Below are 21,732 nucleotides of genomic sequence, written 5' to 3'. Positions count from 1 at the left end.
GTTAATTCATCCCCCAAAAATTTTTGTATAAATGTTCTATTCTTCCTATCATACTATTTATTGTTAAGTGTTTTTCCGCGAAAATTTTAGCATTAGTACTCATTTTATTTCGAGCCTCTTTATTTGTAATCAGAAATTTTAATGCATGAGCTAATTGTACTGAATTTCCTGGTTCAACAATAATTCCTGTTTTACTATGCTTTATAAGCTCGGGAATGCCTCCGCAATTCGTTGAAATTACAGCAGTTCCACTATGCATAGCCTCGATTATTGAAAGAGGTAAGCTATCGTTGATTGTCGGAAGTACAAAAATATCGGTTTTACTTAAGATTGAAGGTACGTCATCTCTGGATCCTAAGAATTTGACCATTGATAAACCAAGAGCCATTCTCTGCTTTTCTAATGCTTCTCTCATTTGTCCATCACCAACAATCAATACCTCAATACTAGTGGTATATTTTTCAAGACGTGATAACGCTTCAAATAAATAGTTATGTCCTTTTCGTGGACCAAGTCTAGCTACGCATGTAATAGTAAGTTTTTGTGGAGGTGTTTCTTTTTCTTGCCTTTGGTTGTTTGGATAATCAATACCTGTAATGACTGTGGTTATATTTCTATTTTTAGCACCTAATTTTATTAATGGTTCACGAAACGAATTACTAAGAACAATAATGTGACTTGCATATTCTATCGCTTTACTTTCAAGTTCTTTAAAATATGCTTCTTCAACAGAGCCTTTTTTGATTATGTTAAACTTTAGTCTGTTAAACGTAAACATACCATGGGGTGTATAGAATAAAGGCTTCCCGTAGCCTTCATTAAATCTTCCTAAGATATTTGCTGTAAATAAATCTTGAGCATGAAGGATATCGTATTTTTCTAAGTCTATTGTTTCAAGCATTTTTTCGTATACGTATATGAGTCTTTTATGATTTAAAATTCGTTCATTATAACTCCCATAGCGTCTTGTGAAAAAGCTTTTTAAATTTGGAGTAACACTCTCCCGAAAATGGTTTACTTTTGAAGTTGAAAATTGATTAGGAGAAATAATATCCACTTTATGTCCTTGACTCTTTAACCCTTTACTGAGAGCAGAAATATAATTAGAAAGTCCTCCTACATGAGGGAAGCTCCAAAATGTAGCTATTAAAATAGAGAATTTCTTTTTTGAGCCTTTTTTTGAAATGGTTCTTTTTTTAGAATGTTCCTTTGAAAGAATTTTTTTTGAAGAAGATGATTTAAGTCCATAATATTGGTCTAATCTTTCGACTATATAAGGGTAGGGAAAAGTAATCTCATTTTTCATTTCCAAACCCTCCGTATAATTTCAAAGGCTTCAGCATAAGGTACTCCAACGCTCATTCCACGCAACCTTCCTAAGTACTCAATACCTTCGTAAGAACGAGGGTGAGGAAACTTCCTCATTTCAATATCATAATGTTTAAGTGCATTAAGTTTAAACTCCATGGTACCTGTAACGTCCACAAAATAATTTGGTTTGAATGTCTTCTCAGGAGTGTAAGTACCCCACTCACTAGATGAAACTGTTTCAAATGTAATTAACTCTATAGGAGTTGTACCAGGAAGAGGTCTAGTTGCAGTTAGCACTGCTTGAAAAGTAATCTGATGATCTCTATTCAAATCACCGTAATGATGTGTAAAGATCTTAACAGGTTTGTACTTCCGTATGAGCTGCTCAATTTCTTTCGTTAATTCGTGAAGAGGAATCATCTCTAACTCTAAGTTGACATGCTCGAGAAATATTACTTCGTCAATGCCGATTTCTTTATTAGCAAGCCTTCCAAACTGATGAATGTGATGAGTTTCTTCCTTTCTTCCTAAAGCAGTAATTACTGAAATTACTTTATAGCCTGCATCTACAAGTTTTTTTAAGGTTCCTGCAGTTCCTAATAGCTCGTCATCAGGATGAGCTCCAATTACTAATATACAATTGCTCATATTTGTTCCTCCCGTAGCTTTTTCTTCTATACTTGTACTATAAATAATATATGGAATTGTCTAGATGTTAGAAACTGTCATTGGCGGAGAAGTGAAAATTAGGTGGAGATTTACTAGTTGATCATAGAAGATATCTACATTAATACTTTTGTTATGTATTTTAAATAGTAATGTTCAGGGGAGAGATAACTTTTAGATTAGTAATAAGATGATGATTCTCTGGGTGAATTCTAAATTATTTACTGGAGAATTAATACTATGAGTTAATTATAAGTAAAAGAATTTATTTTGTAGAAATAAGACCTGTTACTAGGTGATGACAGGTCTTATTAATTTATTAAGATTACACTATTAATGCTTAGAATTTAATTTCCATAAATTTGTAATTCTAATTTCTTTACAAGTATCTTTGCAAGATCTGTAATCCTCATGTTTCTCATGTTTCTTATGCTTTTTGCAAGTGTTTTTATGAGAATCTCCCTCATAATCCCAATTTTCTTTATACTTCATAATACCACCCCCTTTTCTTACTATCATATGTAACCTTTAGTAAGATGAGAGGGTGCTTGTCCTATATTTTAGTAGGATTTTTTTCGCGCACTTCTATTTAAGTAGATAAGCATACAAGCAATTTATTTTTAGAGGAATAATATAACAAATGAGAAAGGAGGAGACGTATGGGGAAATTTTATTTTCATTATCTTAAGGATGAGAACGAGGAATATAGATCAACTGAATTACCTTTCTTTAAAAGGTACAATAAAAGAAATATTCCGTTTCCTGCTTTCAGAATGAATAACAATAATAATACTCAATTTGTTTCACCTAATATTATTAAAAAGGTTCATTTTTTTAGAAAGCAATTTAATTTAGAGAATGAGTACGCTTCGACTATATCTGCTTTTATTCCACAAGAAGACGGTATATACAGACTAACAGCATCTATTGAGTTACAGCTAAACGATATTAGAGGGGGGGATATACAAACTTTATTTCTGGTAAATGATACACTCATAAAAAAAACGCACCAAGCATTCTCTCATGAAAATGATTCTAATATTATTAGAATCATAGAAAATTTGCAGTTAAATCGTTTTGATCGCGTTCAAGTTGCGATTAAGAGTAGTGTAGCTGGTGTAATACAAGATACTCCTAATACCTATTTTTCAGGTGAAAGAGTATCGCCTCATTCCCTTAAAATAACAAAAGAGAAAAAAAAGCGTACTGCAAGAAAAAAAACTTCCTCAATTAGCGGAGGTAAAAAGGAGAAAAAAACTAAAAATTTTAAAGAGTACACAGTAATTGGAAAGGGGAGAGATGGAGTTGTTTATCACTTAATGCCTGATCGATGTGTAAAAGTTTTTTTCAAGAAAGAAACACAAAGAAAGGAGTTAAAAGCTATACAAATTGGGCAGTCATCTTCTATTATTCCTCGTCTCTACGATTATGGGGCGGATTACATAGTCATGGAGTATATAAAGGGGATTTCGTTGGCAAAGTATCTAAAAAAAAATAGACATATGACAAAATCTTTAGTCATTAAAATTATGAATCTTCTTGATGAATTAAGAAGTTTAAACTTTAGCAGACAAGATACCGAATTACGTCATGTTTTAATAAATGAAGAGGGTAATTTAAAAATAATTGATCATAAAAGAGCGTTTACTTCTAATCGATCTATACCCATTAAGTTACTAACTGAATTAAAAGAATTAAAATTATCGAAGGATTTTTTGGCTTATGTTAGAGAAATTCGTCCATCCGTTTATGAAAAATGGAAAGAGTATGGTTAGGCTCAAATTGTTAGAGGCCGCAGTTCAATATTATGAATTGTAGCAACAATAACTTTATGTTAATACGGTTATTGTTGCTACAGGTTATAGTATGAAATCATTGTTATGCCACCTCTTATAGAACATAAGTGTTAGTTTTTATGTCTTATATTAGGCATCAGTTATTGTATAAATTGACTGATCACCCACCGGAAGGGTAGCAATAACGATATTGGTTGCTCCGTCAATTACGGAGACTATACTATTTTCTTCGTTTGTGACGTGGATCTGATTATTATCTCCATTAATATCAATCATAGAGGGGTGTTCTATTACCGGCACTATCCCAATAACAGTATTTGTTCCTGCGTCAATGACTGAAACAGTATGACTATTTTTATTGGCTACATAAATTCGATTGTTAGATAAGTTAGTGCCTACGTCGTTAGGTTGGTCACCTACTGGAACTGTAGCCATTATGGTATTCGTTAATCCATCAATGACCGAGACTGTGTTTTTAAACTTATTAGCTACATAAATACGGTTAATATAAGGGTGAACATCTAGGTTAATTGGATGGGTTTCTACAGGAATTGTAGCAACAACCATATTTGTCAATCCATCGATGACTGAAACTGTGTCACTAGCTGCATTTGTTATATAAACCCTATCCATATAGGGATTGATTCCTATACCGGATGGTTGACCTCCAACTGGAATGATACTAATGACTGTATTCGTTTCCGCATCGATGACTGAAACTGTTTCATCACCTTTATTAGTGACATAAATTCGATTACTAGATGAGTTGCCATTCACATTCACAGGCTGACGACCTACATTAATAGTCGTAATTAACTCATCTGTTAACCCATCTATAACGGAAACAGTATTAGTATCCTCGTTTATTACATAAACTTGGCACTTAGATGATTTTCCTCTTTGGTATGGAAAATCACCTGCAACATGTACCACCTTCGCCTTTTTTCCCATTTTACTCAACTCTTTTCATAAATACTGTTAAGAAAATTGTTGAAAACATAAGACACTTACCTTATGTACAAATATATGATGTTAAATTTATTTTATTATCTTAAATTTTCAAAAGAAGAAAATGACTATATTTTATAATAATATCAATATAGAAGTTTTTTATTTTATCTAAATACAGTGTATGCTACTAAGAAATACACTGTATTTAAAAGGAATTTTTTAAATAACACTTGAAAATAGATGGGGAATTGTTTCCTTTTAGGTAACCGCTGCATATGTTGTTATGAAATAAAACCTTATAAAAAAGGAGCGATTAATATGAGTGATTCACAGAGAAGGCCGGAGATTGTTCCAAATAAAATAATTGATGTATTAGTAAACGACGTTTTTTCTAAACATGGCATAGATAAAGAGCAAGTCAAAAGAAAACTATCTGAAGAAAAGAAACAAATGCTTAAAGAAATGGTTGAAGATTTATCAAAACGAGTGGATGAATTTGTTAAGCAAACAAATACTACTAACAACAAAAAATAAATAAATCATAACATCTACAAACGCCATTCAATAGGCGTTTTTGTGGTTTTTTAAAATGGTTGCACTCATTAGTCCATTGGCCCAATCCTATTGATTGGTATGTTCATATATTAATACATACCATGAAAAAGGAGTGTTAGTTATGTCATCTAAAAATTATTATTCTTACGAAAAGAAAAATTGCAAAAGCAGACATAAAAAGAATGATCCCAAGAAGCATTATAAAGATGGCTGGAAAGTAGATCACGTAGATCACCATGAAAGTGAATCTACAGAATATGATTACTATAATAGCCGTGAGAGTCGTGAGAGTCGTGAGAGCCGTGAGAGTCGTGAGAGTTTTGGAGAAAGTTTTGGAGAAAGTTTTGATGCAGAAGTAGTTCAAGAGGCTGATCAACTTTCTTTAATTGATCAAGAATCAAATGAATTAATTTGGATTAAAGATTCTTGTGATATTACTGTTCATACAACAGATACTCAAGCAGCTATTGCTATTCAAGTAGCCATCCAAGTAGCTATCGCAGTAGTTGTTCGTATTACCATTGGCGATACTGCTGAAAATGATGGTGTACTTCAAGATTTATTACAACTATCTGACATAGAGCAAACAAACAAACAAAAGATTTATATTGAGAATTCTAAAGATGTTGAAATTACAACTACTGATACAGACGTTGTCCTTAACATTCAATTATTATTACAAGTACTAGTTGCTATTATTGTACTTGTAGATGTTCTTTAATTAAAAACTAAAAGAGGTGAAAAAAATGGGTGAGAAAAAATGGAGAGCACTAGATCATTGTGAAAATAAACGATTCAGTGGAGTTGACATTTTGCAGGAAGCAGAGCAAATAGCTGCTGCTGAACAAAAATCTTTTGAGAAAATTATTGTTAAAGATTCACAAGATGTTAAGGTACACACTACAGATACTCAAGTCGCAGTGACTATTCAAGTAGCTTTACAAATAGCTATTGCAGTAGTTGTTCGTATTACTATTGGTGACACTGCTGAAGGAGACAGCATAGTTCAAGAATTGAAACAATTCGCAGTCATTAAACAAAAAAATGCTCAAAAGACAATTATTGAAAATTCTACAAACGTAAAAGTTACAACTACTGATACAGATATCGCTGTAAATCTTCAGGTATTACTACAAGTTCTAGTAGCTATCTTGGTTACATTAGATATTCTCTAGCAGAAAAATTTGTAATATAGTCGGATAATCTATTCAATTATTTGAATAGTATTTGCAAGAAGTAGCTATAGAATTTTTACTTGTGAATGCATTTAGCTAAATTTATTCGCTACCTTCTTACCGAGTATAAGAGAAGAGGTAAAATGCTTCTCTCCGTAAGGAGGGGGCTTTTTTATTTAATTTGACTAAGCGTATATAACACGATCATCATTACACACCTCAAACCATTATAAGGTTGAAAGCAAGTTACCATGTCCTCTATGTTAACAATGGTATAGTAAAGCTAATTTCTCTCGATATGTAAAGAATCAAAACTACCAAAGAAATTTTAGAAAATAATAAAGCTCTTATTTATCAAATGATTGATAAACGTAAATAAACTATGTAAGGAAATATATAAATATTAAATACTTCCCTTATTAAACATAAATCCTTGTTCATTTAGAAATAACGTGATGGAAAGGAACAAGAGGTACATTTCATGAAGGATAAAGAAAATGTAGAGGATAAGAAGAGTTGCTTTTTCCCTAAGCTGCTAACAGAATAGTCCTGCCAATTCCGCTACATGAGAACAAGCCATTGAAGTACCGCTTTAATAGATATAATAACTATCAGTTTAGGTAGATAGAATACTTGAACCTGGTGTAGCACCTTTCCTCCATGTATCATAATTTAAAAAACTAGATTTTTTATCATTTGAATCTGTAGCAGCTACAGCAATCAAATTCTCATAGCATGCTGGGGTATTATGATATTAACTACGTAATTCCTAAAACATGTTAAAACAACAGCGCCTTTGTTCTAAGCATAGTTGTTAGCATTTTCTAATGGGAATTCGGTATGAAAAGAAAATTGGGAAAGTGTTGAATAAAAATCATTAATTTTTACATTGTTTAGAACAACTGAACGATGTTTTTTTATTTATAGCACTAAAAATAAATCTGAACTTATTGGACAGGCACACAAACCCTTTATTTATTAAAGAATAAAATAATAAAGGACACAAAGAAAGGCAGATTTAAATAAAAAACTGCTACAGACGTTACAATCATAGGGAGTCTTCTAGAAATATATAGCCATATAAAATACTTAAAGATTTATCTTCCCCTTATGAAATGGAATGATTTAAAAAATTAGAGAGGATAGAGGTAAAAGGGATGTATTTACGAAAAAGAATTCCTTATAAAGATGATTCTTATTTAATTAGCTTAACAATGGATAATTTCAAAGTGAAAAGCACAGTAGTTCAAAACATATTGAAGAAGTCACATGAAGTGCTTGTTATATGTAACAATGATGATAAAGTAATTGGTTATCTTTGTTACAAATTTATAGTGAAAGACGTTATATTTATAAATTATGTAGTTCTTGATCGTCCATATCAAGGACAGGGCGTTGGTGGATCTTTTCTGCCTACGGTAATATCTTACGCTCGAAAAAAAGGCATAAGAGGAGCAACTGGTTTTGTAAATAATAACAATTCTGAAGCTTTTAAGATTTTTAGACATTGGGGTTTTCGACCTTTAGTGAACATTGCTGGCGGAACATTAATAGGTATAATCATTTAAATAATTATATTCTGTAAGAAATCAATGAAAGAAGCGAAGTATTTACTAATTTAATAATTGCTTTTTGAATGAATATTTATTTTAAAGAACTAGAAAAGGGTAGAAACATTCTTTCTTTCTATCTATACAATCATCATACTACTAATTCTGTTTAGTATTTAAGAATGGAATTAGTAGTATTTATAATGATACATAACCACATTAGGTGTAGGTCCAAATGTTTCCTTTTAGGTAATGCCTGCATATGCTGGGATAAAAAAACTTTATTAAAAGGATAGATTCATGTGAGTGATTCATTAAAGAAAACAGAGATAGTACCTAACAAACTCATTGACTTATTAGTAAGTGACATTTTTTCAAAATATGGAGTTGATAAAGAACAAGTTAAAGGAAGGTTATCTGAAGAGAAAAAACAAATACTTAAGGAAATGGTAGAGGATTTGAGTAAGCGGGTAAATCAATTCGTCAGTGAAAACAATGCTAAAAAAAGAATAGTTAACTTTCTAAAAGTGCCTATCCTTAGGCGTTTTTTATTTGATAAAAATAGTTATATACCTTAGTTCAATAGGGTGATCCTATGGATTTCCCTATTCATGTATTATTACATACCATGAAAAAGGAGTGATAACTATGTCATCTCAAGATTATTACTATTACGACGTAAATAAAAAAGTAAAATCAGTAAAAAGAATTATTGCAATAATGATTGTAAAGTAGATTACCATAAAGACGATAAACACCATGATGACCAAAACTTTGGTACAGATGTCTTTCAGGAAGCTAATCAAGTTTAACTAGTGGATCAAGAATCAGATGAACTAATCTGGATTAAAGATGCATGTGACATTGTAGTTCATATGACAGATAACCAAGTGGCTATTGCTGTAGTGATTCGTATTACAATTGGCGATAACGATATGGGAAATAGTGTAATAAAGAATCTGAAACAACTTACTAGCATTTAGCAAAAAAATTCACAAAAAAAACCAATTATTGAAAATTCAACAAATATGGAAGTTAAAACAACTGATACTGATATAGCTGTAAATCTTCAAGTATTACTTCAAGTTCTAGTAGTTATCTTAGTTTCATTAGACATTCTCTAATAAACCCAATAATTATGTTAAACTCATCAGTAAACTTTTAGAAGTTTATTAAATGACTTGTGAATGCATTTAGTTAAATCTATTCGCTACCTTCTTACTAAGCAAAGAGAAGAGGTAAAATGCTTCTCCAAGTGAGGAGTGGCTTTTTTGTCTTTTAATGGATTTCTAGTACATATGAAGAGCATAGACAAACAAGCTGTATTTTAACATGTAACTATAATGGGAATTTTGAGCTGTATTCTATAACAAATGAAATAATTTGATAAATTATAATCCACAGAGAATTATTAAATCTTGACCAATTGACATACCTTTAAAATTTTTAGAATATGTTTAAAGGTACTGAATATATAAGAAATCTTTTCATTATAAGGGAGGAGCAGACTTTGAAAGACATTCATGTACTCTGTATTAATTACAATATTCGTAGTGATTTAAGGAAAGCACTATCCTCGCTGAACTATATTTTACCTCGTGTGAATAAAGTCACTGTTTTTGACAGTCACTACCCTTATCTATCCAGTCCCAATTCATCACTACCCTTTGATATAGATTATATTAATGCTCGACAAGATCTAGGTATTATGCTAAACACTTACATTGAAGCTATAGAAAGCGAATATGTATTATTCCTTTTTACATATGAATTACTCACATCTGCAGTAAATGGTAACACACTTACTCTTAAGGATGATAAACCTATCATGACAGTCTACCATGAGAGTAAAGATCTATATTACCAATTTCCTTTTATGGTTAAGACTTCTTTTTTGAAAGATTCACCATTTGTGTTGGAGCGAGAAGTACCATTTAGAGAGATAATATTTCATTTATGGCTTCTAAAAAACGGGGAGTCAAATGTTGTTACTTTAAAAGAAAACGTTATTGAGGAGATAAGAAAAATAAATAATATAACAAACAATGAAAAATTAAAATTTGCTCATAAATTTAAAAAAAGTTCTTCAAATGCTACGTTATCTGCTCCAACTCTATCGGTTATGATTTCTAATTTCAATATGGAGAAGTTTCTTTCAATAGCAATCCAATCCTGTATTACACAAACAGTTCCCTTTGATCAAATAGTCATTGTCGATGACGGATCTACTGATAATTCTTCAAAATTATTAGAAAAGTGGAAGACTCATTCGAATATCCAGTGCTTTTTTAAATCAAATGAGGGAAAAGCAAAAGCATTAAATTACATATTGCCGTTCATTACGACTGATTTTGTATTAGAACTTGATTCAGACGACTGGCTTGATCCAGATGCGGTTCTTCTTATAAAGAATAAATTAGGGACTCTCCCGCCAAATATCGCAGTGTTATACGGGAATTGGAGGTACTGGAATCAAAATTCCGCAGCTGAAGTTGAATTTTTAAAGGTTAGGCATGGGAAATCAGTGAATAGCCGTGAAGAATTGCTTTCTTATACATTTCCTCTTGGACCTCGGATTTATCGAACCTCTGCTTTAATGGAGGGGAAAGGATTTCCTATCAGTGATTTTGAGGATGGTCGTTTATATGAGGATGTAGCTATGTTAGTTCAACTTTCTAAGAAATATGAATTTTTCTATAAGGATTTTACTGTTTACAATGTCAGAAAGCATAGCAACAGTGTTACAAAAAAAAATCATTCCAAATGGAATGATTTTAAGAAATTTCTCACTTAAATTGGGTAAGCCGGAAAATTAAACCGGGTAAGCTGGAAAACGAATTGACTGAATGGTCTCGATTGGAATATTTTGAGTTTCGTATGGACCATAGCCATCTGATTCTACAAGGGTAATAAAATCATTTGAAACAAGGGCAAGAATCCCTAAGCCTGAATAGTTAAATACTCGAACTATAGCAGCATGACCTTGTCGTTTTGCTAATTCTTCTCGAAAGGTAGATGCAAACATGAATCTTTCTCCTCCTTATCACTCAGTAGTAAATGCTTCGATTTCATCAAGCGGTATCAACGTAGTTCCGGTTGCGTCAACAACAGCAATATAATCGAGTTGGACAGTAACTAATGTACCTACAACTACAGCAGTAGGAGTTGTGATTACAACTTGATCCGTCACTAAATCCAATAGTTGTTCTCTAATTGTGAGGCCACCGCCACCACCGCCACCACCGCCAGAAGGGGGGCCGGGGCACAGGATAGCAGGCAAACCTAGACATTGGCGTAGTCTTCTAAGCCTAACTGCTAAACGCTCTAATTGGCCTCGAGGGATGTCCTCTGGATCCGTTTCAAAGTCGAATAATCTGTCAACGACTCTTTCTAATTGGTTCCTTAAGTTATCTCGTATACACGCCGCTGCATCAGTTTCTAGGAAATCCCGTAATCTATCAAGTTGTGTAAATAGGGCGTCGGTATCTAGTATTGGTGCGCTTATAATTCCACATAGTAAGGCAGAAATTGAAGCTAATAAGGTGGTCGCATCTTCGTCACAAGTACATTCACCATTACCTCCACCACCATCACGAGGACTGCAACGGCTAACTCTCAATCCTAAACAACGGCGTAGATCGTTAAGTCTTCTTCCGAAGTCTACTAGTGTATCCTCATCGAGATCATCTTCCAATATTGCTGTAATGAGCACCAATAAGTCATCTGCTATTTCATCATCTATACAATCGTTATCCAATAAGTCTTCTAAACCCGACTCAGTAATCGCGTCTTGTAAGTCTTCAAGACTAAAATTTTGGGCATTTAGTGCGCGACATACTGCATTAATTGCTCGGCGTAATTCTTGCGTATCCTCAGGACAACATTTACAGCGTTTTTTCTTTTTGCACCCGCAATCATCATGGTCATGCTTTTTCTTTTTGCACCCGCAATCATCATGGTCATGCTTTTTCTTACTGCATCCACAATCATCATGGTCATGCTTTTTCTTACTGCATCCACAATCATCATGGTCATGCTTCTTTTTATGATCCCAATCATGATGGTCATGCTTTTTCTTATCGCATCCACAATCATCGTGATGACGCTTTTTCTTATGATCCCAATCATGATCACTGCAGTCATCATGATGGCGTTTCTTCTTGGAATCCCAGTCATCATGATGAGATTTTTTGTTCTTTTGCATTAAACCTTCTAAAGACCCTAGGTCCAAATCAGAGAGTAATGCATCTAAAGGATTTGATGACCCTTGTGTAGAGATGTTAGTATCGAGAAGCAGCTTCAAAAGATCTACACGTTTACGCTTTTTTTCTGATGAAAATCCATTTGATCCCATACAATCTTCCTTTCAATTAATGGTTTACTTACATTGATAACGTATTCTTGTCCAAATACGTATGACCAGGTCTTTACCTATTTAGATATAATGCTGCTACCATTTATGCATTCTGGTCTACATTGTATAATATGCTTGTTTGGCTCTTGACGCGCTCAGCATTTTAATCATTTTGAGTGGAAATAGCACATGTAATTTAGTCAACTATAAAGGTGGAAATCATGAAAAATGAGGTGGTTTAATAGAAAGGGGTTCTTGAACTTAAAGATTACTTAAAATTGTTTTTTATAAGTTTTACTAAATAAATTTAATATTTATGAATGTTTATTTGTTTAAAAGTTTCTTAGTTTCTTCCTAGTATCCTTTGGGATTACTTCTCTGCCATCTCCAAGAGTCTCGACACATATCTTCAAGGTTTTTGGTTGCTTTCCAACCTAATTCTTTCATGGCTTTAGTAGTGTCAGCATAACATTTATCAATATCTCCTGATCTTCTATGGGTAAAGCTATATGCAATTTTTTGTGATGTAACGTGTTCAAAATTTTTAATCACATCTAGTACACTATACCCGACTCCAGTTCCGAGATTAAATGCATCAATACCTGTAGTAGAAATAATTTTTTCAAGAGCTTTTAGGTGTCCTTTAGCTAAATCTACAACATGAATATAATCCCTTACTCCCGTCCCATCATGTGTATCATAATCGCTACCAAACACATTAAGTTTGTCTAATTTGCCTATAGCAACCTGGTTAATATAAGGCATTAGATTATTTGGAATACCATTTGGGTCTTCACCTATTCTGCCACTTTCATGGGCTCCAATTGGATTAAAGTACCGCAATAGTGCAATGCTCCAGTTATTATCTGAATGATGTAAATCTTTTAAAATTTCTTCAATCATTAATTTTGTTCGTCCATAAGGATTTGTTGCTGCTAAAGGAAAATCCTCAGTAATTGGAACATGTTTAGGAAATCCATAAACAGTTGCAGACGAGCTAAACACCATTTTTTTTACATCATATTTTTTCATCACTTCACAGAGGATCAATGTACCAGTTATATTATTATAATAATAATGAAGTGGTATTTCTACAGATTCGCCCACAGCCTTGAATCCAGCAAAGTGTATTACTGCATCAATCTGGTTTTCACAAAAGACCGTTTCCAATGCTTTTTTATCAAGCAAATCCACTTCGTAAAACTTATATTCTTTTTTTGTTAATTCAGTTATTCGTTTCAACAATTCAGGTTTACTATTAGAAAAGTTATCTACTATTACAATTTCATGGCCAGCATTTAGAAGTTCTACACAAGTATGACTACCAATATAGCCAGCCCCTCCAGTTACTAGTATGCTCAAAAAAATCCCTCCAAATTATTGACTCAAATCCAAAGAATAATTTTAAGTAAACTTTAAATATAAAAAAGAAGAGTAAAGATGATAAAAACTATTAAAAAATAAAAGACCTTTTAATAAAATATATATAAACAGTACAATCTATTATTTTTTTGATTCCTCTGATAACAAGCCTTCCATAGTATTCTTGTGATGATTAATAACGAAATCAATTTCTTTCTTTATAGCGACCGAGTGCTTTTTTGACCCCATTTGTTTATGAATTCTATACAATAACAAGGGTTGAGATAAATAAAATACGTCAAATTTTTGGATGATTCGTATCCATAAATCGTAATCATGTGTATAGGGCAGTGTTTCGTCAAAAGCACCTACATGGTTAAATACAGATTTATCTATCATAACGGAGCATCCGTTAATAAAATTTTTTGTACTTATTCTTTTAATAATTTCAGGTCGGCTTGGAGGTTGTATACCTAAAGGAGGACTAATAATACGGCTTTTTTTATCGATGGCACAATAATTTGTATGACTAAATAGTGCGTTTTGCTCTTTCATAAAGGCGAATTGAACTTCTGTTTTTTCAGGATAATAAATATCATCTGAACTAAGCCAACAAAAATAATCCCCAGTTGCATGTTTAATCCCTATATTTAAGGCACTGGCCGTGCCGCCGTTTTCCTTTTGAATATATTTGATTTTGTCTAAGTATGGAATTATTTTTTCAGAATGCTGTGTAGATCCGTCATTCACAACAATAATTTCTATATCTTTGTAGGTTTGATTTACTAAACTGTCGAGTGCTTGATTAATGTACGGACAATTATAGAACGGAACAATTATAGAGATTTTTGACATATATCATCCTTCTTTCAAAAACTCAGAATTATAATTTTTGTTTAATTATTTAAAATAATTCTTCTCTCAAAAATATTTGCTCTATGTTTGATGTTTTTTGTTCTTATAAATGTTTTTACTGATATTAATTAAAATATCTTTTTTTATTAACCTTTCCACTATATGGAGGGGATAATCAATTATTCCTTAAATTAGTATTTTATCAAAAAGAAGTCCAGACCTTTTGCTTGCAAGAATATTTGCCACTTTAGTTGACCTTCTTTGTTTGCACCTTTACAAAAGGCAATTTTAATAAATTTAAACTTATCCCACTTATTTTAAGACATCGCAAAGAAGAATACACTAAGATCTCAGAGTAGAAAGGACTATAAGCATTTTATTTGTTTGAAGCACTGAAGAAATCCCCCGCTTACAATATCCATATTTCTCTCAATATATTTCTAAAACTCCCTTTAACTAATAAAAAATTCCTTAGGTAAATAGATAGAAAAACGTCTTATATAATCATATTTAAAGGACAGTCTTTGTTATGAATATTTCTTAATTTTTATCAATTCATTTTTTGGTTAACAATAATTTTAATTTAATAAATGTATAAATAAAACCTTATTTATTAGGATATTCTAAAAATAAAAAAGGGAATGGATATTAATAAATGAAAAGAGATAAGATCTACTTAGTAGGCATTTTATTAATACCTTGATTCTTAATCTCTTTTTTTGATAAAGATATTTTTTTCGAGTACTCTATTTGTTTGTCTTTTTGTTACAGGAGAGAAAGCTTTGTGGCTCGTAAAAGAGATTGATGAGGGTTCTATAAAAAGTTCTAATCTAATCACATTACTTATAGTGGAAACGTTTTTTGTGAGCACTTTATGAATCTTGAAATTTAAATATGGAAAATCCCTAATGTATTTTGTAACAAATTTAATTGTTGATTCTTTCTTTGTATATATAATATTAGGTTGGGTTAAATAGATAAGATATGCTTTTCTGACCAGTATAAAAAATATCAACTATGTACTTACGTCCTTGTTTAAAAAGAGGATTAATGTATTCAGTATATTATCGAGAAAAGTGATAGAAATATGTATGAAAAAGAATATGAAATTATTTAATTAAAAGTAAGAAGGAATTGCCTTTTGATTTTATTTGTTTCACTAATAGCTTGTGATAGCGAAAAGTTAGAGTTTTTATCACTTTCATAACCCTCACGCACTATATAAGTCGAATTTTTAACCGTTTTATAACATATGATGATACTAGAATAGCAAACAATTTATAAGAAGGTGATTTAATGTACAAAGATAAAGTGTTAGTTCTAGTTCATGTACCTAAAACTGCTGGTTCCGCTTTGACATCCATTATCTGTCAACAATACAATTCAAACGAAGTCTTTTCTGTAAGCGATCCCTCTCTTAATATAGAAAATAAGGTAAGTAAGATAAATGAAAACACAAAAGTTGTTTTCGGACATAACTATTTTGGACAGCACAAAAACTTGGGACCACATATTCACGTTACAATGTTGCGAGATCCAATTGATCGTGTAATCTCACATTATTATTACATCAAAGAGATTCTTAAGGATAATGAATTAACCGATAAATATAGTTTAGAAGAATTTGCACAATTAGATGAATTTTCTAATATGCAAACACACTTCATTGCTGGTAACAAACAAGATTTAGAACAGGCGATCAATAACTTAAGTACCTTTGCATTTTTCGGTATTACAGAACTGTTTAATGAATCTTTATTTTTAATGAAAAAGACATTCGGGTGGGAGAACATTGCTTACAAAAAAGAGAATGTAAATACAAAAAAACCAAAAAAACAAACAATATCGAAGGAAATCATTAAGCAAATAGAAAAAGCAAACCAGCTTGATATACAGCTATACGACTGGGCAAAAGAAAATTTTGAAAATCGTTTAAAAACTTTAGAAGAAACAGAATCAAAATTAAAAGAAGACTAGGCTCATATTAAACATACAATTGACCAAGCAAAGATTCTAATAATTTCTATCCATACGTCGTTTTAACTAACGAAAGAACAGAAGCACTTTTTATAATGAAAATAAATCCTCTTGGTGCCGTAAAATGTTAGGGGAGTAATTCCAACAACCATATTGAAAGTGACATGAAAGGTCTCGAAGTTGTAGAGATCGATCCTAGAGTCAATTTAGAAAAAGTTTCAACACTAAAGCCTGGTTTAATTATTGGAAACAAATTACGTGAAGAAGTTGTGTAGCAGCAATTAAGTACAACTCAGTTGGTTAGTATTTTAGTTCTTAAAGGAATTATGGTTCGAATTAGAAAATAATAATGCAGAAGCTTATGTGTTAAATATAAATCTTCATATCATGATTTCAGGATCGAAAGATCAATTATATGAGATTTTGAAAATAATGCTTAGAAAAAACTAGTATTCAAAACTTACCTATACGATTATTTTGAAAAGCCTTAGTTTAGATTTTTTATGATTTTCTCTGTTCCCAAAAACAATAATTAAGAAAAACCTTGATATTGAACATCCCCTTATCAAGAAGACAGTAGAAAGAAACCCGTTAGGTAATCTTCTCCCTATATTCTTTTGGGGTAAGGTTGCCTAATTTTCGTTGATATCGTTCTTTAATGTAAAAAGTTATGTAATGATCGACAGCTGTTTTTACTTCTTCTTTTTCTCGAAAACGATGAAGATACATGATTTTTGTTTTCAGTAACAGAAAAAATTATCCATAAAAGTATGTATCTAAACAGTTTCCTTTTCGATACATACTTGGAATCATTTTGTGATTTTTTAAGATCTTGTGATACTTAAGAGAAATATATTGAATTCCTTGATCAATTTGAAGTATAACTCCCTCCGTCTTTTGGTATTTAACTGCTTTCTGAACGGTTACTCTTACTAGCTTTAAATCATTTTTTTCGATATATGATGGAAAATCACCTCATTGTTAAAAAGGTCATAAATGACAGATAAGTAGAGGTTCAGTTGGCCGAATTGTAAGTAGGTGATATCTGTTACCCATTTTTCATTTGATCTTATTCTGGTGAAATTTCGATTTAACACATTCGTTGAGACGGTCTTTTCAACTTCTCATTCTCCAAAATAACGACGTTTTCTTTGAATTTCGCCTGTATGTTAAGCTCTTTCATTAAACAGTATACACGTTTATGATTAATGACTATACCATGTTTTCTCTTCACTTCCTTTGTAAAGCTTTTAGCTTTTTTAATAATTCGTTCTCCGCACGTAGCCATTCAACTTCTTCCAATATTTCAAATGTCGTTTTAGTCTCTATTTTTAACATATTTTCTAAAAAAATCATTTTTAGAGACTATTCTGGAGATTTATAAATTAAAAGAAGTTTATTCTGTCATAGTAAATGGCATAGACAAGGATATAGCGGAGGTATGATGATACATCAGGGGATACAAACAAAGTTGTCACTCTGAGATAAAGAAAATATGCACAGTTACTTGAAAAAGAAGGTTATTACACTTATAAAAATAATCTGAAACATAAAGATTTTTTTAACACTAACGTGATAGTATTACGCTAAATTATAGAGTCTGCTAAGAACCTTGATATGTCGATTGAGAATGCTATAAACGTATTGATATTAATAATTCCGTGAGAAATGGTGATATAACAGCAGACACAGCAGTATAAAGAATGGTCGTGATTCATACTTCATTTTTTATTCCAAATAAAAATTACTCGTAGAGTAGGTAATATTCATAATGGTTTGTATGTCTGAGCTTTTTGAACCAGAATCCTATTGATTACTGATATGTTTAACAATTGCATCATTGATAGAATCTATATGCTTTTTCTGAACAAATTTAATTTCTTTTTCAATTTCAAGAGCATATTTCTTTGTTCCCATATTTGGGTGAACACGATATTGTACCAAAGGAGAGGGCAAATAATCAAATGAATACTTTTGAAGGATACGAAGCCAGAGGTCATAGTCATGAGTGTAAGGTAAAGTAGTATCAAAGAGGCCAATCTCCGAAAAAATTTTACGATGAATAAGAATCGTACAACCGCATATTATATTTCTTTCTTTCATAGTTTTTAGAAAATCTAATCTATTAGGAAAATATTCTCCAACCGGCGGAGTTATAAATTCATTTTTCTCATTAATAGCAACATAATTTGTATAACTAATAAATGAATTCTTTTGCAACATTGTTTTTAATTGTATTTCTGTTTTTTCAGGATAAAATATATCATCAGAGCTTAACCAGCTGATATAATCTCCCGTCGCATTTTGAATCCCCATATTTAAAGCACTTGCAGTTCCACCATTTTCCTTTTCTATAAACCGTATTCTATCAAGAAAAGGTGTTACTTTTTCTAAATAGTCGGTAGAACCGTCACTAACAACTAAAATTTCAATATTAGTATAGGTTTGATTTAATACACTTTGTATAGCTTGATCAATATAGGGGCAATTATAAAAAGGCATTACAACAGATATTTTCATCAATAAAGTTACTCCTTTTTTTGGTTTAATTTCTCAATGAAAGCAGTTTCGTTATATTTGAAAGCAGTTGTCGAACTCTTGCTTCCGAAGAATGATATGTTCTAACCATTTCATATCCGGTTTGAGCAATAGCTATTCTTTCAGTTTCGTGAGTGAGGTAATACTGTGCTTTTTCCATGAAATTCAGTCTGTTAACAGCCACAAAATGAACACCATCTATAATTCCTAGATCCTCTGTTTCTTTTGTTGCAGGAGCCAATAAAAGGGTGTTACACCCAAGTACTTCAAAGTATTTCATAAGCGTATATTCATATATAGAATTGCATGTAAGAAACATCTTTGAGCGATTAATTTCCTTCGCATATTCATCTCCTACTAATGATCCTTGGTTAACCTTTTGAACTACATTGTACCCAGGATGTGGATGATACACGAAACCAGGTTGATCCTTCATCGTATTTAGCATGATTACCCTTAACGGATAAATATGACGGAGAATAGCTCCCATCATTAGCCAATTAATGCTTTTGGGAAGTTGAAAATCTCGATATATTTCCGTGTTTACATGATGAGGCAGCCAAATGAATCGATGAGCCAATTCTGGATACCATTTCATAAAAGCATCTCGGTAATGTGCAAAAATAAAATCAATTTTCTCCTTGTTGATGTAATTTTTTCTTCTCTGTATTTGATAGGAAATATCGTGGAAAATCATTCCCTTAGGAATACTAATTTCATTAAGTCCCAGAATCCGGGGACAAAGTTTTGGGTCAAGAAAATCATTTAAAAAAATAAAATCTGGCTTATGTGGTATTTGGGCCAGTATTTTTGAAATATGTCCATCTTCAGTCCATAGCATTAAATCACATTGTTTTTTCATTTCTTCAGCCAGATAAAAACTACTTTTTTCCATTTGTTGCGACCGGTCCCTAGTCAAAAACAATATTTTTAATCTTTTCATGTTGTTATTACCCACTTTCTATTTGGTAGGATGATGAGTTCATCGTTTTTGTTTATATAGTTAATAACAAATAGAATTGATCACTATATCTATTAATCATAAAGCCGGATTTTTTAGTCTACCATAAAATAAAGAAATTCCTGGTAACTATAATAGACTAGGTTTTTACCATTCCAAGTCTATTTCATATCCTAGTCTTATAGCTCAATCACCTGCAACAGCTCTAAATTCATTTATGACTTCTTCATCAAATTCATGCTTCTAGTTTCTTTGGATTCCTATCCTGAAGGTCTTAGATTTTCTTGCTTGAATGTTAGTTATCATAAGTACTGTCAATTTTTCTATAGATCTGTGCTTTCTGGTCCTTTTTAAAAAATCATGCTAAACTGGATACTGTTTTTCTTTGTATTCAAGACCTATCTAATCTTGAAAGTGAACAACATTTCCCAGTAGGCGGTACTTATTCTTTTAGGATTAGTTGAAATAGTTGAGGAAGTTGAAAATAACGTTCCTCTGATGTAAATTCTTTCCGGAATTGCAACATGAGGTCCTTAATTCTACTTGGAGAATAGGAAGGATAAGCCTCTAAAATTATAGCAACAGCTCCCGTACATAACCCCGTTGCTATCGATGTACCCGATAGAGAAATATAGTGCTGATTCACAACAAAAGGTTCTAATTGATCGGATAGAATAGAATTAGGAGGAAGAGGTCCAGTGATATATACACCAGGAAGAAGTACATCAGGCTTCATTAATCCATTCATGGTTTCTAGATTACTCGTATAAATGTATATTAATCCATCACTAATAGGCATTGTTTTTCGATCCGCTACTGCTCCTACAGAAATAACCTTTGGGTGGGTTGCTGGTGAATTAACCGTGCCCGTTGCTCCTGAATTATTTGCTGCCATGAGAACAATGATACCTGCTAGTACAGCCTGTTCAGCAGCTTGTGCGAGGGGATCATCAATATATGGTACAACTGAATCAGTTCCGAAGGAAAGGTTAATAATCCTAATATTGAAACGAGATTTATTTTCTATACAATAATTAATTCCTGCAATTACAGAAGAGAGATACCCGTTTCCGTTTTTATCCAGAACTTTTATACCAATAATCTGTGCATTAGGAGCAAGACCAGTATATTTTCCATTCGAAGCAAAACCGTTACCCGCCGCACAACCAGTTACATGAGTGCCATGGCCATTATCATCATAAGGAGAAGACTTTCCTTGGATATAATCAACAAAATCAACAATTCGGCTAGTAGGCAATGTAAAGTCTGGATGTGGATGTATTCCCGTATCTAATACGGCGATTGTTACACCATTACCTGATAATCCATGAGTATTTCTTACATAAGCTCCTCCCACAGACTCTGAAGCAACATCCAGAAAAGCGTGAACCTCCTTATCTAAATAAAGCTTTTCGATCTCAGGATGAGTAACAAGTGTCTGAATTGTTTGGAAAGATAATTTTGCTGAAAGAAAATTTAATAATGGTGCATTATGGCCCTCTGAATTTCTGGAGTCTAGACTGCATAAATCTAAGATTTTTCTTAAGTTTGTACCCGGTTTCGTTTTTATGAGAACCTGGGTGGTATTAGGTACGTCTAGTTGTGAACGGCGAAATTTATCTGATAAATTCTGAAAAAGCGATGAATCCATCCGATTTTTATGCGTTTCCAACCATTGCAT

23 protein-coding genes are annotated in these 21,732 nt (G+C 32.1%); 10 read left to right on the top strand and 13 right to left on the bottom strand.

Annotation, left to right across the window (positions count from 1 at the left end):
* Position 1: 1 nt before the first annotated feature.
* From LIS78_RS30260 to LIS78_RS30250, 3 genes are all read right to left on the bottom strand, one after another.
* A complete protein-coding gene (locus LIS78_RS30260) occupies positions 2–1,306 on the bottom strand; it encodes a glycosyltransferase family 4 protein (protein ID WP_252285749.1) in 1,305 nt (434 codons plus the stop codon).
* Positions 1,303–1,959 (bottom strand): PIG-L deacetylase family protein, encoded by a 657-nt coding sequence (locus LIS78_RS30255; protein WP_252285748.1) that lies wholly within the window; start codon positions 1,957–1,959, stop codon positions 1,303–1,305. Before LIS78_RS30255 ends, LIS78_RS30260 begins: the two co-directional genes overlap by 4 nt.
* A 351-nt stretch (positions 1,960–2,310) precedes the next feature.
* Positions 2,311–2,469: a hypothetical protein gene (locus LIS78_RS30250; RefSeq protein ID WP_252285747.1), complete on the bottom strand. Its 159-nt coding sequence runs from the start codon at positions 2,467–2,469 to the stop codon at positions 2,311–2,313.
* Positions 2,470–2,636: 167 nt separating this feature from the next.
* Between LIS78_RS30250 and LIS78_RS31755 the strand changes: the two genes are divergently transcribed.
* Entirely contained in the window at positions 2,637–3,752 is a 1,116-nt protein-coding gene (locus LIS78_RS31755; protein ID WP_434092404.1) for a hypothetical protein, read from the top strand.
* Between the two features lie 150 nt (positions 3,753–3,902).
* Here LIS78_RS31755 and LIS78_RS30240 read toward each other — a convergent pair whose 3' ends face one another.
* Complete coding sequence (locus LIS78_RS30240; RefSeq protein WP_251448579.1) at positions 3,903–4,724, bottom strand: YncE family protein; 822 nt, start codon at positions 4,722–4,724, stop codon at positions 3,903–3,905.
* A gap of 318 nt (positions 4,725–5,042) precedes the next feature.
* Between LIS78_RS30240 and LIS78_RS30235 the strand changes: the two genes are divergently transcribed.
* The 8 genes from LIS78_RS30235 (at position 5,043) to LIS78_RS30200 (ending at position 10,798) form a co-directional block, all read left to right on the top strand.
* Entirely contained in the window at positions 5,043–5,258 is a 216-nt protein-coding gene (locus LIS78_RS30235) for a spore coat protein (protein WP_251448582.1), read from the top strand.
* 142 nt (positions 5,259–5,400) lie between these two features.
* Entirely contained in the window at positions 5,401–6,000 is a 600-nt protein-coding gene (locus tag LIS78_RS30230) for a spore coat protein (RefSeq protein WP_252285746.1), read from the top strand.
* Between the two features lie 25 nt (positions 6,001–6,025).
* On the top strand, positions 6,026–6,454 hold the full coding sequence (locus LIS78_RS30225; RefSeq protein WP_252285745.1) for a spore coat protein: 429 nt from the start codon (positions 6,026–6,028) through the stop codon (positions 6,452–6,454).
* A gap of 1,157 nt (positions 6,455–7,611) precedes the next feature.
* Complete coding sequence (locus tag LIS78_RS30220) at positions 7,612–8,022, top strand: GNAT family N-acetyltransferase (protein WP_252285744.1); 411 nt, start codon at positions 7,612–7,614, stop codon at positions 8,020–8,022.
* A 284-nt stretch (positions 8,023–8,306) separates the two neighbouring features.
* On the top strand, positions 8,307–8,582 hold the full coding sequence (locus LIS78_RS30215; RefSeq protein WP_252285743.1) for a spore coat protein: 276 nt from the start codon (positions 8,307–8,309) through the stop codon (positions 8,580–8,582).
* A gap of 237 nt (positions 8,583–8,819) precedes the next feature.
* Positions 8,820–8,987, top strand: a complete 168-nt coding sequence (locus tag LIS78_RS31665) for a spore coat protein (protein ID WP_252285742.1) — start codon at positions 8,820–8,822, stop codon at positions 8,985–8,987.
* 45 nt (positions 8,988–9,032) lie between these two features.
* A complete protein-coding gene (locus tag LIS78_RS30205; protein ID WP_252285741.1) occupies positions 9,033–9,128 on the top strand; it encodes a spore coat protein in 96 nt (31 codons plus the stop codon).
* Between the two features lie 386 nt (positions 9,129–9,514).
* The gene (locus LIS78_RS30200) at positions 9,515–10,798 is read left to right on the top strand and encodes a glycosyltransferase family 2 protein (RefSeq protein WP_252285740.1); all 1,284 of its coding nucleotides are present in this window, start codon (positions 9,515–9,517) and stop codon (positions 10,796–10,798) included.
* 18 nt (positions 10,799–10,816) lie between these two features.
* Here the strand turns inward: LIS78_RS30200 and LIS78_RS30195 are convergent, their stop codons facing one another.
* From LIS78_RS30195 to LIS78_RS30180, 4 genes are all read right to left on the bottom strand, one after another.
* Positions 10,817–11,029, bottom strand: a complete 213-nt coding sequence (locus LIS78_RS30195) for a hypothetical protein (RefSeq protein WP_252285739.1) — start codon at positions 11,027–11,029, stop codon at positions 10,817–10,819.
* 18 nt (positions 11,030–11,047) lie between these two features.
* Complete coding sequence (locus tag LIS78_RS30190; RefSeq protein ID WP_252285738.1) at positions 11,048–12,358, bottom strand: hypothetical protein; 1,311 nt, start codon at positions 12,356–12,358, stop codon at positions 11,048–11,050.
* Positions 12,359–12,712: 354 nt separating this feature from the next.
* Entirely contained in the window at positions 12,713–13,720 is a 1,008-nt protein-coding gene (gene galE, locus LIS78_RS30185; RefSeq protein WP_252285737.1) for a UDP-glucose 4-epimerase GalE, read from the bottom strand.
* 141 nt (positions 13,721–13,861) lie between these two features.
* Positions 13,862–14,575, bottom strand: coding sequence for a glycosyltransferase (locus tag LIS78_RS30180; protein ID WP_252285736.1), 714 nt, complete (start codon positions 14,573–14,575; stop codon positions 13,862–13,864).
* Between the two features lie 1,296 nt (positions 14,576–15,871).
* Here LIS78_RS30180 and LIS78_RS30175 point away from each other — a divergent pair.
* On the top strand, positions 15,872–16,552 hold the full coding sequence (locus tag LIS78_RS30175; RefSeq protein WP_252285735.1) for a sulfotransferase family 2 domain-containing protein: 681 nt from the start codon (positions 15,872–15,874) through the stop codon (positions 16,550–16,552).
* Between the two features lie 591 nt (positions 16,553–17,143).
* Here LIS78_RS30175 and LIS78_RS31660 read toward each other — a convergent pair.
* The 5 genes from LIS78_RS31660 to LIS78_RS30155 form a co-directional block, all read right to left on the bottom strand.
* Positions 17,144–17,296, bottom strand: a complete 153-nt coding sequence (locus LIS78_RS31660; protein WP_350495085.1) for an IS3 family transposase — start codon at positions 17,294–17,296, stop codon at positions 17,144–17,146.
* A 346-nt stretch (positions 17,297–17,642) separates the two neighbouring features.
* Positions 17,643–17,840 (bottom strand): helix-turn-helix domain-containing protein, encoded by a 198-nt coding sequence (locus tag LIS78_RS30170; RefSeq protein ID WP_252285734.1) that lies wholly within the window; start codon positions 17,838–17,840, stop codon positions 17,643–17,645.
* A gap of 518 nt (positions 17,841–18,358) precedes the next feature.
* Positions 18,359–19,072 (bottom strand): glycosyltransferase, encoded by a 714-nt coding sequence (locus LIS78_RS30165; protein ID WP_252285733.1) that lies wholly within the window; start codon positions 19,070–19,072, stop codon positions 18,359–18,361.
* A 25-nt stretch (positions 19,073–19,097) separates the two neighbouring features.
* Entirely contained in the window at positions 19,098–20,033 is a 936-nt protein-coding gene (locus tag LIS78_RS30160; protein WP_252285732.1) for a glycosyltransferase family protein, read from the bottom strand.
* 460 nt (positions 20,034–20,493) lie between these two features.
* Complete coding sequence (locus LIS78_RS30155; RefSeq protein ID WP_252285731.1) at positions 20,494–21,732, bottom strand: S8 family peptidase; 1,239 nt, start codon at positions 21,730–21,732, stop codon at positions 20,494–20,496.

The sequence above is a fragment of the Priestia megaterium genome (assembly GCF_023824195.1).
In the GTDB taxonomy this organism is placed as follows: Bacteria; Bacillota; Bacilli; order Bacillales; family Bacillaceae_H; genus Priestia; species Priestia megaterium_D.
Note: the sequence above shows the minus strand (reverse complement) of the source record. Positions and strands in the feature narration are given on the sequence as shown.